Origin of the sequence: Paracoccus sp. J39 (genome assembly GCF_000518925.1) — a bacterium.
Lineage (GTDB): Bacteria > Pseudomonadota > Alphaproteobacteria > Rhodobacterales > Rhodobacteraceae > Paracoccus.
In genome coordinates this window covers 1-15,125 of the sequence record NZ_JAEN01000018.1, presented here as the reverse complement: position 1 = coordinate 15,125, position 15,125 = coordinate 1, and the positions used below count along the sequence as shown (strand labels likewise).

Below are 15,125 nucleotides of genomic sequence, written 5' to 3'. Positions count from 1 at the left end.
TGGCCGGGCTGATTCTTGAACTGGCGGTGGGCCCAGCCCTTCGGCCTGCTACCGGAACCCGTCACCAATTGTTTAGCTACATGCAGACTTCTCACTGTGCCTGCGGTTTCCAGAAGGGCTTTCTCTAGTCAGATTGGGTGGGCGGCGCCCGCCGGGAAAAATCAATGCACTTCTGATAATCTTAACAACTCTTCTTCTGTCAACCTTGGGTCTTCTTTATCGAATATTCCGCATGCTAAAAGGTCGGCGCGTTTGATGCTCCCGCCATGCAGCCTATTAAGAACAAATGGAATACTGAATATTTTCCTTGCTCCCATATCGGATACCGAAAGAGCCTGGCCCTGCAGGAAGCCATAGCCGGGAATCTCTTCAGGATAGGCAATCATGAGCATGATTCTGCTTGAGCGCGAGGCATCGACAAAATAGATTCTGTCTCCATGAAGCAAAATTAAAGCATGAAGCTTTCGCATGTGTCTCGGATCGGAAAAAGGAGAGCCCCGTTCGGAAAAAACCTCTACGGTTGTGGCGTATGTAAGGCCATCTCTTTGGTAAATTCTTGTTACGGCTCGCATAATTTTCCTGGGCGTCATGGGCATGGCGCACAGCCTGTGATAAGTGCCGCAGTATAATGCAAGCTTATCTTGAATGACCGGACTGCTCCCCAGCATCCGAGTGATGGTATCAGATACGTCCGCAGGAATATTCGCTCGCATGATCGCATTGTTGCGCGCTTCCTGAAAATCTTGCGGGGGAAGAAAAAGATCTTCGACTGGAACTTTAAATCTTGCAGCGATGTGCGAGAGTGATCGTAAGGATGGGGTTGAGGTTCCGCTAAGATACTTGTTTAGTTGCTGCCTATTGATTCCTAATGCAGCTGCCGCAAAAGAGATCGATTCCATTTCTGAGATAAGGTTTCTCAGGTTGCTTCGGGGATTATAGATATTTTGGTTTCTCATACTCGCTATCCTGGATAGGCGCTAGCTGGTAACAGATATGGATGGGCCAGTGTTGGCGAAGAGAGGCGAATTGCTCATCTCTTCATGATGTTCTGCCCAAGATATTCACCTGCATTTGCTAGGCCTGAAGCTCACAGTTCACTTGTCGCCTAAGGGTTGTGACCTTGCGGAGTTACCTGTTTCGGTATCGCTGGGCGACGGATCAGTGCTTCAATGTTGTCAATAGTATAGCACGATGCGGTGCCCTTCGCGATTAGAAAGCATTGATCCTAGTGCGTGCGCCAGATGGCACACTGCTCCTAACTACATTGTTGCGAAACTACCTCAAAAGGCAGCAACGGGGCGTCGCTTGCGGCATTCTATGAAGCCCTGTAGCGGCTGATATGAAGCTCCACAGCTCTCTTGGGGCGAGGGGCGGTTCTCTGGAAGTTCGCAGGTTTATGGGGTAGTGCAGCGCGCGCTGATCTGCCCTCTCTGGATGGGGCCCTGTTGTTCCGGATCTTGGCGTCAATGGCATGGAGTTCGGAGGTACAGACCATCGGGAGCTTCTCGGAGCCATTGCGGCCAGATCTCTCTGGATTTGCTTCCGGCATGCGCCGAATGTCCCCACACCAATGGCGCGCCGCCCGCACGTGAGGGCCGGTCGGCGCATTGCAGCCAAGATGTCGGCTTTTAGAATTTCCTCGAAGTCGCTCAGGAAGGCTTCGGCATTCTCGCCTGCGCGGCGGCGGGCGTAGAAATAGACCATGCTAGGCGGGCTGAGCCTCGCCGGGTTACGCGGCCCTGGGTTCATGTTCCAGAGCCGCTTAGAAGTTGGTCTCGGCTTCTGCCGGGGGTGCTCGCGATCGGTTCGAGCAGACGGCGATTGTTGAATCTGTCGATCCATTCCAGCGTAGCATATGCGACGGCCCCAAACTGCCCCGGTAATCGATGGGGTGGACGCCCCCGGCGCACGGCGCTGGATCGGATGGGTCAGTGGTGTTCCGCCGCAAGCTGTCGCGGGTGCAGTTGCTAAGTTCATGGCAGCGCAGGCGCCCTGTGTGGTGGCGATGGAAGCTTGCGCCAGTGCGCCTCATTGGGCCCGGGCAATCGGCGGCTTGGGTCACAAGGCGCGGTTGATCCCGCCGGCCTATGTGAAGCCGTTCGTGAAGCGGCAGAAGAACGACATGGCCGATGCCGAGGCGATCGCGGAAGCGGCTGCGCGCCCGACCATGCGGTTCGTGGCCGTGAAGAGCGAGGTCCAACAGGCCACGGCGATGGCCTACCGAGCCCGAGGCCTTCTGGTTCGCCAGACCCCGCAGACGATCAACGCCCTGCGCGCGCATCTGGCAAACAGGGCATAGTTGCCCCACCGGTCCAGCGCATGTCGGGCGTCTCGCGGCGATCATCGACGGAGATGATGGCATGCTGCCAGCGGCGGTGCGCGATCTGGCGCGCTTCCTGCTGCACCAGATCGCCGGGCTGGCTGGAAGATCATGGGCCTTGACGCTCAGCTTCGCAGGCGCGCGAACGCAGACGACACGGCACGGCGACTGATGACGATCCCAGGAGTGGGCACGGTGACAGCCGCAGCGATCACCGCCTCTGCGCCGCCAATGGAAACCTTCTCCAAAGGGCGGGACTTCGCGGTCTGGGTCGGGCTCACGCCGCGACAACATTCCAGCGGCGGCAAGGATCGGCTGGGCCGGACCTCGAAGATGGGCCAGTGCGACATTTGCCGGTTGCCGATCGTCCGGGCCGTCGCGGCGGGCTCGGCCCGAGATCGAGGGCTTTGGCATCTTCCTGCTGCCAGCGCCGCTGCTGGTGCGTGCCGCTACCGAACGAGCAGCGCCGGTGTCGATCTACGCCGATGGGCTGCACCTGCGCGGGGCGGTCTATCCCGCGCCCGGCAACCGGACCAATAATGCGCTGGCGCAGATGATCCGCATGGCGCTGACAGGGCGGCGCATCGATGACGATCCGGCCTGGGATGCAGAGATACTTGCGCTGGTCGAGACGGCCTGGCAGTTGGTCCGCGATCACGTCTGCACCGGTCTCGGCGGGGTGGTTCAGATCGAGCCCTGGCCGATCACAGGCGACCCACTGCCCGAGCCGATGATGCCGGCGTGAACGGGGCGTTTAAGGTGGGCGTTTCGCGAAACTCGCTTGCTGCAAATCTTGCTGTCACGCCGTGCAAAAATTGGTGTCACGCTACACCCCCGCAGCCGCAATCCGTAGCAGTCAACCGCAAATATAAAGGCGGGCACGAAGGTGGGTAAGTCGCCAAAATTTAGAAATTACATAGATATTTCAAGTGGCAGTGGCGGAGACGAAGGGATTCGAACCCTCGAGGCGGTTTCCCGCCTGCACCCTTAGCAGGGGTGTGCCTTCGACCACTCGGCCACGTCTCCGTCGCCCCGTATATGGATCGGGCATCGCGGAAACAAGGGCTTTTTCGCAAGCAGAACCGGCGCCGGTCGCCCGCATTGAACCGCACCGGGCTTGCCGGAGGCTGATTTTGGTGAGTTACGGGACCATGGTTCAGTTCCAGGGTCGTAATGAGCTTGAATCATAGGTCGCCGACCAGAGGAAGCCCTTTTGTCAACACGACCTAGATCGCGCCCATCTCCCCGGACAGGGCCTGGTACATCGCTGGCCGGATCTGCCGGCGCGTTCTCCAAGACCTTCAGGCTTGCCGGCCCCTTCGGCGCCACCAGTCCGGACTGGGCCAGATGCCCGCGGAGGGCGTTGATGAGTTGCTTGCGCTGCCGGACCAGGCGTTGATGCGTCCGAAACGGTCGTCCATCAGGGCGCCATCGGTTCAAGCCCGATGGACGACGCGCGACCCTGTGTGTCGGCACTCTTGACCGCCACGAACCGCATGGCCGGGCGCAGGGCTGCCTCCGCCATGGCCTCAGCATCAGCCCGGCCATGCTTCCGGCGCTTTACGAACGGCTTCACATACACAGCACACCAGACGTATTTCGTGACCGTGGGATTGCGCAACGCGGCCCCGGTGATGCGACGTGGCGCAGGCTTCCATGGCCACCACGCAGGCGGGTTGCTCCGCCAGTAGCGCTGCAAACCATCATGGCATACAAGATGCCGGCGGGTGGGGGCATCCGCCGCATCGGTTCACATCACCTCTCGTCATGCGCCGGGTGTTGTGAAGGCCCCGCGCTTGGGCCTATCAATGGAACGCGAGCAGGAGGAACGCCGGTTGGCGCCGGGCAGCGCCCGCAAGGGCCTGGCACGGCGCGGTTACAGGGTTGGGAGGGGCAGGGGGCCATGCGTGATTCCTCTGACGGCAAGGTTTGGTCCGCATCCGGCGCGCAGGAGGGCGGGCGGTGACGGGGGCCGACGATCCGCTGCGCCACGAGCAGCGCGAGATGGTGACGCTGGTCACCGCGCGGGTGCGCGACGCCATCCTGCGCAAGCCGCATTTCGTCGATGCGGATACCGATCTGGTCACGCTCTGCGGCGAGCTGGCGGCGCGCGGCATCGCCGATGCGCTGGTGCGCGACGGCGACAGGCTCGGCATCTTCACCACGACGAACCTCGTGCAGGCGATCCTGCGCGATGCGCCGCCCGCGGCGCTGAAGGTGCGCGACTTCACCAGCTTCACCCCCCGCTCGGTTTCGGTCGAGGACGACCTTTACGACGCGATGATGCTGATGCTGCGGCACCGCATCCACCGCGTGCTGGTGCGCAAGGGCGATGAGGTGGTCGGCATCCTCAGCCAGATGGACCTGATGGGCTTCCTGGCCAACCAGTCTCATCTGGTCTCGGCCGAGATCGCGCGGGCGACCAGCCCGGCCGAACTGGCCCGGCCCGCAGCCCAGGTCGAGGCGCTGATCCGCGTCCTGCACGGCGACGGCGTCCGCATCGAGGTCATCGCCGGGCTGGTGGGCGGGCTGAACCGGCAGATCTTTCGCCGGCTGTGGCAGATGCTGGCGCCGCAGGCGCTGCGCGAGAACAGCTGCCTGATCGTCATGGGCAGCGAGGGCCGGTCCGAACAGATCATCCGCACCGATCAGGACAATGCGCTGATCCTGCGCGAGGGTTTCGCCTTCGACGGGCTCGACCGCGTGACGCGGGCCTTCACCGAGGCGCTGATTTCCTTCGGCTATCCGCCCTGTCCCGGCGGCATCATGCTGAGCCGGCCGCTGTGGTGCCAGGACGTGCAGGGCTTCGGCGACACGCTGCGCGACTGGATCCATGGCGACGACCCCGAGGGGCCGATGAACCTGGCCATCTTCCTCGACGCCGCCGCCGTCGCCGGGGACGAGAGCCTGCTGGCCGCGCTGCGCGAGCGGTTGCGGCGCATGCTGACCGGCAGCGACAGCTTTCACGCCCGCTTCGCCGCCGCGGTCCGGCAGTTCGACAGCGGCGCCGAGGGCGGCTGGTGGCGCCGCCTGCCGGGCCTGCGCGGGCCCGAAGCGGCCGAGATCGACCTGAAGAAGCTGGGCATCTTTCCGGTGGTGCATGGCACCCGGGCGCTGGCGCTGGAGCATGGCGTGGCCGCGACCGGCACCGCCGCCCGGCTGCAGGCGCTGTCCGCGGCGGGGCGCATCGACGCCGGGCTGGCCCGCGACCTGGCCGATGCGCTGCATTGCATGATGGCGCTGAAGCTGGACAGCAACCTGGCGCAGATCGCCCGCGGGCAGGCGCCCGACAACAGCATCCGCCCGGCCGAGCTGGGCCGGCTGGACCGGCAGGCCCTGCGCGATTCGCTGAACATCGTGCGGGACTTCAAGCAATGGCTGGGCCAGCATTACCGGCTGGACCTGCTATGAGGCGGCGCGACGGACCCCCGGCGCAGGTGCTGCTGGCGCTGTGCGGCGCCGGTTTCCTGCTGTTCAACTTTCCGCTGCTGCTGATCTGGGACCAGCCGCTGACGGTGCTTGGCCTGCCGCTTCTGCCGGTGGCGCTGTTCGTGATCTGGGCGGGGCTGATCGCGGCGCTGGCCTGGGTCAGCGCGTCGCGCGGCGGGCGGGGCGGCAAGGAGCCGGAGAAGCCGAAGGAGCGGGACGGATGATCCAGCCCGGCCTCGTCCTTGCGGTCTCCTTCGGCTATCTGCTGCTGCTGGTGGCGGTGGCGGCGCATGGCGACCGCCGCGCCGATCAGGGGCGCTCGCTGATCGACAGCAGCTTTGTCTATGCGCTGTCCTGGGGGGTCTATTGCTCGGCCTGGACCTATTTCGGCAGCGTGGGCCGGGCGGCTTCGGGCGGGGTGTGGTTCCTGCCGATCTATCTGGGGCCGATGCTGGCCATGCTGCTGGCCTGGCTGGTCCTGCGCAAGATGGTGCGGATCGCGCGCAGCTACCGCATCACCTCGATCGCGGATTTCATCGCCAGCCGCTACGGCAAGAGCCCGCTGCTGGCGGCGCTGGTGACGCTGATCACCGTGGTCGGCATCCTGCCCTATATCGCTTTGCAGCTGAAGGCGGTCTCGGCCGGCTACGAGGCGCTGACCGGCGGCTTGGGCCAGTCCGATGCCGCCTGGTGGCGCGACGGCACGCTTTACATGGCGCTGTCGCTGGCCGGCTTCGCGGTGGTCTTTGGCACCCGCCACCTCGACCTGTCCGAGCGGCACGAGGGCATGGTCGCCGCCATCGCCTTTGAATCCGCGGTCAAGCTTGCGGCCTTTCTGGCGGTCGGCGTCTTCGTCACCTACGGGCTTTTCGGCGGCATGGGCGACATCTGGGCGCGCGCGCAGGCCCAGCCCGACATCGCCGGCCTCCTGCGCCTGGGCGGGGAGGGATTCGAGGGCTTCCAGGGCGCGCAATGGTTCGCGCTGACGCTTCTGTCCATGCTCTCGGTCCTGATGCTGCCGCGCCAGTTCCAGATGATGGTGGTCGAATGCGTGAACGAGCGGCACATCCTGCGCGCTTCGTGGCTGTTTCCGGCCTATCTGCTGCTGATCAACATCTTCGTGCTGCCCATCGCCATCGGCGGCATGCTGATCCTTGGCGACGGCGGGGCGGGGGCGGAAAGCTACGTGCTGACGCTGCCTCTGTCGCAGGGCATGGAATGGCTGGCGCTGCTGGCCTATCTGGGCGGGCTTTCGGCGGCGACCGGCATGATCATCGTCGAGACCGTCGCCGTCTCGACCATGGTCTGCAACGACCTGGTGATGCCGGCGCTGCTGCGCGGCGGCCGCTTTGCCCGCACCGGCGGCGACCTGACCCGGCTTTTGCTGAACATCCGCCGCGCCGCGATCCTTCTGGTGCTGCTGCTCGGCTATCTGTATTTCCGCATCGCGGGCGAGGCCTATGCGCTGGTCTCGATCGGGCTGATCAGCTTTGCCGCGGTGGCGCAATTCGCCCCGGCGCTGCTGGGCGGCATGTATTGGCAGGGTGCGACGCGGGCCGGGGCGCTTGGCGGGCTGATCGGCGGCTCGCTGGTCTGGGCCTATACCCTGATGCTGCCCTCGCTGGCGCGTTCGGGCTGGATCGGGGCGGGCTTCCTCGACGGTCCCTTCGGCCTGGCCTTCCTGGCGCCGCAGCGCCTGTTCGGACTGACCGGCTTTGACGAGCTGACCCATTCGCTGTTCTGGAGCCTGACGGTCAATATCGGGCTTTACGTCGGCCTGTCGCTCATGGGCCGCGCCTCGGCGCGCGAGGCCAGCCAGGCGCTGCTGTTCGTCGACGTGTTCGAGCGCGGAGAGGCGCAGCCGGTGTTCTGGCGCGGCCGGGCGCGGCTTGAGGATCTGCGCCGGCTGGCGGGCCGCTTTCTGGGCGCCGCGCGGGCCGAGGCGCTGTTTCGCGACCACGCGCGCGAGACCGGCACCGCGCTGGACAGCCTGACCGCCGATGCCCGGCTGGTCGATCGGATCGAGCGCCAGATCGCCGGCGCCATCGGCACCGCCTCGGCCCGGGTCATGGTGGAATCGGTGGCGCAGGAGGAGCCGCTGAGCGTCGGCGACGTGCTGGAGATCATCGACGAGGCCTCGCAGGTGCGCAACTACGCCCGAGAGCTTGAGGAAGCCACGGTCGAACTGCGCGCCGCCAATGAAAAGCTGAAAAGCCTCGACCAGCTCAAGGACGACTTCATGTCCTCGGTCACGCATGAGCTGCGCACGCCGCTGACCTCGATCCGGGCGCTGACCGAGCTGATGCTGGACACGCCCGACATCCAGCCGCAGGAGCGCGAGGAGTTCCTGAACATCATCCTGTCGGAAAGCGAAAGGCTGAGCCGGCTGGTCAACCAGGTGCTGGACCTCGCCAAGATCGAATCCGGCATGGCGGAATGGCACAATACCGAGGTGGACATGAAGGCGCTGGTCGCGGCGGCCCTGCGCTCGACCGCCGAGCTGTTCCGCGAGCGCGGCGCCGAGGTGCTGGCCGACCTGCCCGACCGGGTGCCGGCGGTGCTGGCCGATCCCGACCGGGTGACGCAGGTTCTGGTCAACCTGCTGTCGAATGCCGCGAAATTCGTCCCCGAGGGCCGCGGCCGGGTCGAGGTGGCGCTGCGCCAGCGCGGCGACGAGCTGGTGGTCACGGTGCGCGACAACGGCCCCGGCGTCGCGCCCGAGGACCAGGCCGCCGTCTTCGACAAGTTCCGCCAGGGCGGCGAGGCCGGAAACCGCCCGCCCGGCACCGGGCTCGGGCTTCCGATCAGCCGGCAGATCGTGGTTAATCTGGGGGGCAGGATGTGGCTGGACAGCCAGCCGGGGCAGGGCGCGTGCTTCGCCTTCAGCCTGCCGCTTCACAGCAAGGGAGGGTCCGATGACGGATAGGGTGCTGATCGCGGATGACGAGCCGAACATCGTCGTGTCGCTGTCCTTCATGCTGAAGCGCGAGGGTTACGAGGTGATGGTGGCCCCCGACGGCACGCAGGCGCTGGCGATGATCCGCGGCGAGCGGCCCCGGCTGGTGCTGCTGGACGCCGCCATGCCGGGCATGACCGGATTCGAGGTCTGCGAGGCGGTGCGCGCCGATCCCGACCTCTCCGGCATCCGCATCATGATGCTGACCGCCAAGGGCCGCGACACCGACATCGCCCGCGGCATGGGCGCGGGCGCCGACGCCTATGTGACGAAGCCCTTCTCGACCCGCGATCTGATCGTCCGCATCCGCGAGATGCTGGCATGAAGCCCGGCCTGCGCCGCCTGTTGCTTGTCGCTGCGCCGGGACTGGCCCTGGCGCTTTGGGCGCTGGCCGGCGCGGTGCTGTTCGGGGCAGCGTTGCCGCCGGATCAGCGCGCCGGGCTTGGGGCGGCGCTTGCCCCGGCGCTGCAGGGCAGCGGCGCGATCCTGTTCGGCTGGTGGCTGGCCGGCGCGGCGCTGGCCGGCTGGCTGGCCGTGCGGCTGCATGCCCGCCATGTGCGGGCCCCGGCGCGGCTGGCCGATGCGGCGCGGCTGCTGGCCGACAATGCCGACGCCCCGCTGCTTCAGGCCGACGCCCCCGGTGCCCCTGCCGCGCTGGCCGAGGCGGTGAACCGCTTGGCCGGTCAGCGCCAGACCCTGCGGACCGACATGGCCCGGCTGGTGGCCGAGGCGCAGCAGAAGGTGGCGCAGGAACGCGACCAGCTTGGCGCGCTGATGGCCGAGCTGCGCCAAAGCGTCGTGGTCTGCAATCTCGACGGCCGCATCCTGCTTTACAACGACCATGCCCGCGGCCTGTTTCATCGCGTCTCGGGCGGCCAGCCCATCGCCGGCGGGGCCGAGCTGATCGGGCTGGGACGCTCGATCCACGCGGTGATCGACCGGGCGCTGATCGACCATGCGCGCGAGACGGTGGACCGGCATATCGCCCGCGGCGACATGGCGGTTTCGGCGCAATTCGTCACCACCACGCCCTCGGGCAGCCTGCTGCATGTGGTGCTGGCCCCGGTGCGTCCGCAAGGCGGCGCACCCGATGCGATCAGCGGCTATGTGCTGCTGCTGGACGACATCACCCGCGACTACGCCGCCCAGTCCCGCCGCGACCGCAGCCTGACCGAGCTGACCGAGGCCAGCCGCGCCTCGCTGGCCAACATGCAGGCGGCGCTGGACATGCTGGACTATCCCGACCTGGAGCCGGCCGAGCGCGACGGTTTCCATGCCATCGTCCGCGACGAGGTGGCGGCCATGGGTCAGCGGCTGGCGGCAATGACGGCGGATGCCTCGCAAGAGATCCTGACCCGCTGGCCCCTGCAGGAGATGCTGGGCGACGACCTGCTGGCGGCGGCGGCCCAGCATGTGCTGGCGCAGACCGGGCGGGTGGCCAAGGTCGAGAATGCCGACGGGGAACTCTGGCTGCGGCTGGATAGCTTTTCGCTGATCCAGGCGCTTGGCGCGCTGGCGGAATCGCTGTCGGGGCCGCAGGGGATGCCGTCCCTGACGCTGCGCCTTGCGCCTGCCGCGACGCCGGGCTGGGCGCATCTGGATCTGGTCTGGCCGCTTGATCCGGCCGCGCCGCCCGCCGGCGCCAGCGGCGGCGCGCAGGCCGCCGCCCGCGACATCGCCGAGCGGCACGGCGGCGAGTTGTGGCTGGAGCAGGACCGCCCGGCGGGCCTGTCCTTCCTTCGTTTCCTGCTGCCCACCGCCGAGGCCGGACCCGAGGCCGCGGCGCTGGAGGCGCGGCCCGAATTCTACGATTTCGACCTGTTCGCGGCCAGCGATTCCAGCCGCTCTCTGGACGACCAGCCGCTGGAGCGGCTGGCCTATACCGTCTTCGACACCGAGACGACCGGGCTGAACCCGGGCCAGGGCGACGAGATCATCCAGATCGGCGCGGTGCGCATCCTGAACGGCAAGCTTCTGGGGGGCGAGCGTTTCGACCAGCTGGTCGATCCGGGCCGCGAGATCCCGCCCGAGTCGATCCCCTATCACGGCATCCGCCCCGAGATGGTGCGGGGCCAGCCCCGCATCGCCGAGGTGCTGCCGGCCTTCCACGCCTATGCCTCGGACACGGTGCTGGTCGGCCATAACGTCGCCTTCGACATGCGCTTCCTGCAAATGAAGGAGGCCGCGACCGGGCTGCGCTTCGACCAGCCGGTGCTGGACACGCTGCTTCTGGCCAGCATTGCCCAGCCGCACGAGCCCTCGCATTCGCTCGAGGCCATCGCGGCGCGGCTGGGGGTCGAGATCACCCACCGCCACAATGCCGCCGGCGACGCGCTGGTGACGGCCCAGGTCTTCCTGCGGCTTCTGCCGCTGCTCGGGGCGCGCGGCATCGTCACGCTGGGTCAGGCCCGGGCCGAGGCCGAGCATTCCTATTACGCCCGGCTGCGCTATTGACCCCCTGCCCGCGCCGGCGGGCCGGGCCGCCGCTATGGACCGGTGCGGGCGGATGCTCTAGACATTGCGGGGGCGGCAGGACTGCGGCCCGGGCTTTCCGGAGGAGCTGGGGAATTGGCCACGCTGAAGGATGTCGCGCGCGCCGCCGGGCTGTCGATCACCCAGACCAGCCGGGCGCTGAACGACCATTCCGACGTGAACGAGATGACGCGCAAGCGGGTCAAGGCCGTGGCGCGTTCGCTGAACTATCAGGCCAATATCTCGGCGCGCAAGCTGGTCACCGGGCGCTCGGGCATGGTGGCGCTGGTGGTGCCGCAATCGACCAATCTGGCCCAGGACGGGCTGTTCATCGAGGGCGTTGCCGGGCTGTCGGCGCAGTTCTCGGGCCGCGGCATGCAGTTCGTGCTGCATGTCGCGCGGCAGGACGCGCCGATCGTCGAGGTCTATCAGCGCCTGATCGGCAACGGCATGCTGGACGGCTTCGTGCTGTTCAGCCCCTTGGACGACGACCCGCGCGCGGCCTTCCTGCGCCAGAACGACATCCCCTTCGTCGTGCATGGCCGCATCGGACCCACGCCGGACCACGCCTATTTCGACATCGAGAACGAGGGCATCCTGCACCAGATGGCCAGCCACCTGACCGGGCTTGGCCACCGGCGTATCGCGCTGATCAACGGCCGGCAGGGGCTCAGCTTCGCCTCGGCCCGGATGCGCGGCTATCGCCGGGCGCTGGACGAGGCCGGCATCGCCTTCGACCCGGCGCTGACCCGGCACGGCGAGATGACCGAGGCGCTGGGGCTGATCTCGACCGTCGAGATGTTCCGCCTGGGCGGGCCGCGGCCCACCGCGATCATCTGCAGCCATGTCCATATCGCCAAGGGGGTCTACAAGGCGCTGGAGGCGCTGGAGCTGTCGATCCCCGGCGATGTCTCGGTCATGGCGCATGACGACCACATGCCGGCGCTGCGGGCCTCGGCCTTCTTCCCGGCGCTCAGCGTGACCAAGGCGCCGCTGCGCGACAGCTGGGAGCCGCTGGCCGATTGCCTGGCCGGCCTGCTGGAGGGCCGGCCGCTGAAGGAATTGCAGCGCGTCGGCCCGCATGAGCTGATCATCCGCAACTCGACCGGCCCGGCGCCGGAATGAACAGCCAAGGACGGACCATGACCCTTCCCGACCGTGCCGCGATCGAGGCGATGGACGCGCAGGATCCGCTGCGCCATCTGCGCGACGCCTTCATCCTGTCCCCGGACGAGATCTATCTGGACGGCAATTCGCTGGGCGTCCCGACCCGCGCCGCGCAAGAGGAACTGCTGCGCGCCGCCCGCGACGAATGGGCGGGCGGGCTGATCCGCAGCTGGAACGGCGCCGGCTGGTTCGACCTGCCGGTCGAGCTGGGCGACCGCATCGGCGGGCTGGTCGGCGCGGCGCCGGGGCAGGTCGTGGTGGCGGACACCACTTCGGTCAACATCTACAAGGCGCTGCATGCCGCCATGGGCCTGCGGCCGGGGCGCTGCACCATCGTCGCTGAAAGCGGCAGCTTCCCGACCGATCTCTATATCGCCGAGGGCGTGGTCTCGACCCTGCCCGGCGCGCGGCTGCGGCTGGAGGGCGTGGACGGCCCGGCCATCGAGGACATGCTGGACGCCGATGTCGCCGCCGTGCTGGTCAACCATGTGAACTACAAGACCGGCGCATTGCGCGACATGGCCGCGCTGACCGCCCGCATCCAGGCGGCGGGGGCCGTCGCCGTCTGGGACCTGTGCCATTCGGCCGGGGCCCTGCCGGTCGAGCTGGACGCGGCCGGGGCGGATTTCGCGGTCGGCTGCACCTACAAATACCTGAACGGCGGGCCGGGCTCGCCCGCCTTCGTCTATGTCGCGCGCCGGCATCAGGGGCAGGCGCGCCAGCCGCTCAGCGGCTGGTGGGGCCATGCCCGGCCCTTCGCCTTCGAGACCGGCTACGAGGGCGATCCCGGCATCCGCCGCTTTCAATGCGGCACCCAGCCGATCCTGTCGATGCGGGCGCTGAAGGGCGCGCTGGCGATCTGGGACGGGGTGGACATGGCGGCGCTGCGGACGAAAAGCCTGGCCCTGACCGACCTGTTCATCCGGCTGGTCGAGGCGCGCTGCGCCGGGCTGGGGCTGGCGCTGGAAAGCCCGCGCGACGGCGCCCGCCGCGGCAGCCAGGTCGCCTTCCGCCACGACCACGCCTGGCCGGTGATGCAGGCGCTGATCGCGCGCGGAGTGATCGGGGATTTCCGCGCGCCCTCGACGCTGCGCTTCGGCTTCGCGCCGCTTTACCTGCGCCATGTCGACGTGCTGCGCGCGGCCGAACTGCTCGAGGAGGTCCTGCGCGGCGAAAGCTGGCGGGACCCGCGCTTCGCCCTGCGCGCGGCGGTGACCTGAAGCCTAGCCGCCGGCCGGCGGGCAGACCCGCACTGCGGTGCCCCATTCGGCGCAGCGCCGGGTCAGGTCCTCGGGCAGCGGCCGGTCGGTGAAGATCGTGTCCAGCTCGGACAGGCTGGCGATGCGGGCCGGGGCGGGGCGGCCCAGCTTGGAATGGTCGGTGACCAGGAAGGCCCGCCGCGACTGGCGCAGGATGGCGCGGCTGACCCGGACCTCGGCCAGGTCGAAATCCAGCAGGTCGCCGTCATGGTCCAGCGCCGAGGTGCCGATCACCGCGTAATCGACCTTGAACTGCTCGAAGAACTGGGTGGTCAGCTCGCCCACCAGCCCGCCGTCCGAACGCCGCAGCGCGCCGCCCGCCACCATGATCTCGCAGCCCGGATTGGCCAGCAGGATATTGGCGACGTTCATGTTGTTGGTGACGACGGTGATGTTGGAATGGTGGATCAGCGCCCGGGCCACCGCCTCGGTCGTGGTGCCCAGGTTCAGGATCAGGCTGCAATTGTCGGGAATTTCCGCCGCGCAGGCGGCGCCGATGGCGGCCTTGGCCGCGGCATTCATGCGCCGCCGCGCCTCATAGCCCAGGTTCACCGCGCCGGCGCGCGGCACCGCGCCGCCATGCACCCGGTCCAGAAGCCCGGCGCCCGCCATTTCGCCCAGGTCGCGGCGGATGGTCTGCAAGGTCACGTCGAAACGCTGCGCCAGGTCCTCGACCAGAACCCGCCCCTCGGCGCGGGCAAGTTCAAGGATTTCGCTCTGGCGTATGCTGAGGGCCAAGGGCGCTCTCCATCGGCTGGACCGCGATCACTGTAAGCGATCCGCCCCCGCGCGCAAGCGTTCCCTGCCGGGCCGGGAGCCGTCGCGGATGTTCGGATCGCCGGCGCTCCGCCCGGAAACGAAAGCCGCTCTTGACCGCCTGTTTGCCGCGGTGCAGCCTGCGCATCACCCCGAAGCCAGCAGGCCGCCGATGACCCACATTCTTGCCATAGATCAGGGCACCACGTCCTCGCGCGCGATCCTGTTCGATGCGGGGCTGCGCGCGGTGGCAAGCGCCCAGCACGAATTCCCGCAGCATTTCCCGTCTTCTGGCTGGGTCGAGCACGATGCTTCGGATCTTTGGGTCAGCGTTGCGGGGGTGGCGCGGGCGGCGGTCGAGAAGGCCGGGCTGCATGCCGGCGACATCGCCGCCATCGGCATCACCAACCAGCGCGAGACCACGCTCCTCTGGGACCGCAGGACCGGCCGGCCGCTGCACCGCGCCATCGTCTGGCAGGACCGCCGCACCGCNGNNCTTTGCGACCGGCTCAGGGCCGAGGGGCACGAGCCGATGATCGCCGCCCGCACCGGGCTGCTGCTCGACCCGTATTTCTCGGGCTCGAAGCTGAAATGGCTCCTGGACAATATCGACGGCGCCCGCGATCGCGCCCGGCGCGGCGAGCTCGCCTTCGGCACCGTGGACAGCTGGCTGATCTGGAACCTGACCGGGGGCCGCACCCATGCCACCGACGCCACCAATGCCGCCCGCACCCTGCTTTTCAACATCGCCGAGAACCGCTGGGAC

11 protein-coding genes, 1 tRNA gene and 1 pseudogene are annotated in these 15,125 nt (G+C 67.5%); 10 read left to right on the top strand and 3 right to left on the bottom strand.

The window, feature by feature from the left end:
- Positions 1-161: 161 nt before the first annotated feature.
- On the bottom strand, positions 162-956 hold the full coding sequence (locus L632_RS23945) for a helix-turn-helix transcriptional regulator (RefSeq protein ID WP_084648120.1): 795 nt from the start codon (positions 954-956) through the stop codon (positions 162-164).
- Between the two features lie 930 nt (positions 957-1,886).
- Between L632_RS23945 and L632_RS22830 the strand changes: the two are divergent.
- Together L632_RS22830 and L632_RS24975 are read left to right on the top strand one after the other, a co-directional pair.
- Positions 1,887-2,698: pseudogene (locus L632_RS22830) on the top strand (IS110 family transposase); the annotation flags it as partial.
- A gap of 91 nt (positions 2,699-2,789) precedes the next feature.
- Positions 2,790-3,065, top strand: a complete 276-nt coding sequence (locus L632_RS24975; RefSeq protein ID WP_028714385.1) for a hypothetical protein — start codon at positions 2,790-2,792, stop codon at positions 3,063-3,065.
- Positions 3,066-3,256: 191 nt separating this feature from the next.
- Here L632_RS24975 and L632_RS0115655 read toward each other — a convergent pair.
- Positions 3,257-3,346, bottom strand: a tRNA-Ser gene (locus L632_RS0115655).
- A gap of 936 nt (positions 3,347-4,282) precedes the next feature.
- Here L632_RS0115655 and L632_RS0115645 point away from each other — a divergent pair.
- The 7 genes from L632_RS0115645 (at position 4,283) to kynU (ending at position 13,564) form a co-directional block, all read left to right on the top strand.
- Positions 4,283-5,731 (top strand): putative nucleotidyltransferase substrate binding domain-containing protein, encoded by a 1,449-nt coding sequence (locus L632_RS0115645; protein ID WP_028714394.1) that lies wholly within the window; start codon positions 4,283-4,285, stop codon positions 5,729-5,731.
- Positions 5,728-5,973: a hypothetical protein gene (locus L632_RS0115640; RefSeq protein WP_028714395.1), complete on the top strand. Its 246-nt coding sequence runs from the start codon at positions 5,728-5,730 to the stop codon at positions 5,971-5,973. Before L632_RS0115645 ends, L632_RS0115640 begins: the two co-directional genes overlap by 4 nt.
- A complete protein-coding gene (locus L632_RS0115635) occupies positions 5,970-8,675 on the top strand; it encodes an ATP-binding protein (RefSeq protein WP_028714396.1) in 2,706 nt (901 codons plus the stop codon). The genes L632_RS0115640 and L632_RS0115635 overlap by 4 nt, the downstream gene beginning before the upstream one ends.
- A complete protein-coding gene (locus L632_RS0115630) occupies positions 8,665-9,030 on the top strand; it encodes a response regulator transcription factor (RefSeq protein WP_028714397.1) in 366 nt (121 codons plus the stop codon). The genes L632_RS0115635 and L632_RS0115630 overlap by 11 nt, the downstream gene beginning before the upstream one ends.
- Positions 9,027-11,159: an exonuclease domain-containing protein gene (locus L632_RS0115625; RefSeq protein ID WP_028717100.1), complete on the top strand. Its 2,133-nt coding sequence runs from the start codon at positions 9,027-9,029 to the stop codon at positions 11,157-11,159. The genes L632_RS0115630 and L632_RS0115625 overlap by 4 nt, the downstream gene beginning before the upstream one ends.
- A gap of 114 nt (positions 11,160-11,273) precedes the next feature.
- Positions 11,274-12,302 (top strand): substrate-binding domain-containing protein, encoded by a 1,029-nt coding sequence (locus L632_RS0115620; RefSeq protein WP_028714399.1) that lies wholly within the window; start codon positions 11,274-11,276, stop codon positions 12,300-12,302.
- Positions 12,303-12,319: 17 nt separating this feature from the next.
- Positions 12,320-13,564 carry a kynureninase gene (kynU, locus tag L632_RS0115615; RefSeq protein ID WP_028714400.1) on the top strand — a complete coding sequence of 415 codons (1,245 nt, stop codon included), beginning with the start codon at positions 12,320-12,322 and terminating at the stop codon, positions 13,562-13,564.
- A gap of 3 nt (positions 13,565-13,567) precedes the next feature.
- On the opposite strand, the gene L632_RS0115610 is transcribed toward kynU, so the two are convergent.
- A complete protein-coding gene (locus L632_RS0115610) occupies positions 13,568-14,341 on the bottom strand; it encodes a DeoR/GlpR family DNA-binding transcription regulator (RefSeq protein WP_028714401.1) in 774 nt (257 codons plus the stop codon).
- A gap of 190 nt (positions 14,342-14,531) precedes the next feature.
- On the opposite strand from L632_RS0115610, the gene L632_RS0115605 reads away from it, so the two are divergent.
- Positions 14,532-15,125: FGGY family carbohydrate kinase (locus L632_RS0115605; protein ID WP_028717099.1), on the top strand; the 594-nt coding region annotated here is incomplete at its 3' end.